Source organism: Methylobacterium nigriterrae (assembly GCF_037106235.1).
GTDB classification, from domain to species: Bacteria; Pseudomonadota; Alphaproteobacteria; order Rhizobiales; family Beijerinckiaceae; genus Methylobacterium; species Methylobacterium nigriterrae.
Genome location: NZ_JBAWTG010000630.1, coordinates 1 through 358 on the forward strand (window position 1 = coordinate 1; position 358 = coordinate 358).

1 pseudogene is annotated in these 358 nt (G+C 63.7%); it reads right to left on the reverse strand.

The features are described 5' to 3' along the window. Positions 1-150 (reverse strand): annotated as a pseudogene (locus WDW90_RS38530) (IS256 family transposase); the annotation flags it as partial. Positions 151-358 lie beyond the last annotated feature (208 nt).

Below are 358 nucleotides of genomic sequence, written 5' to 3' on the forward strand. Positions count from 1 at the left end.
GTCCATCTCGGCGTTGAGCGCCCGCTCGGCCAGGGCCTTCTTCAGCGCGTCCAGCAAGCCGTCGGACTCGAACGCCGTCTTGGGATCGGCGCCGGCCAGCAGCTGGTCCAGGAGCGCGTCAGGGATGTGCGGTGCTTTCCGTCGTGCCATCGGGGACCTCCTTCGGGTCCACTATGGCCGCCCAACACGAAATTCCTGACAGTCCCGTTAACAAAGTCTGAAGCCAAGGCCGGACCACCCCCTCCTGCGTCCCGCGCGAGCGTTTGCGACATGTGTGGACGCCCCTTTAGGAGCAAGAGAAATCTTCAAGAGCGGTGTGGCACGTGGTCGGGTGCTGACATGTGTGCGGCCTTTGATG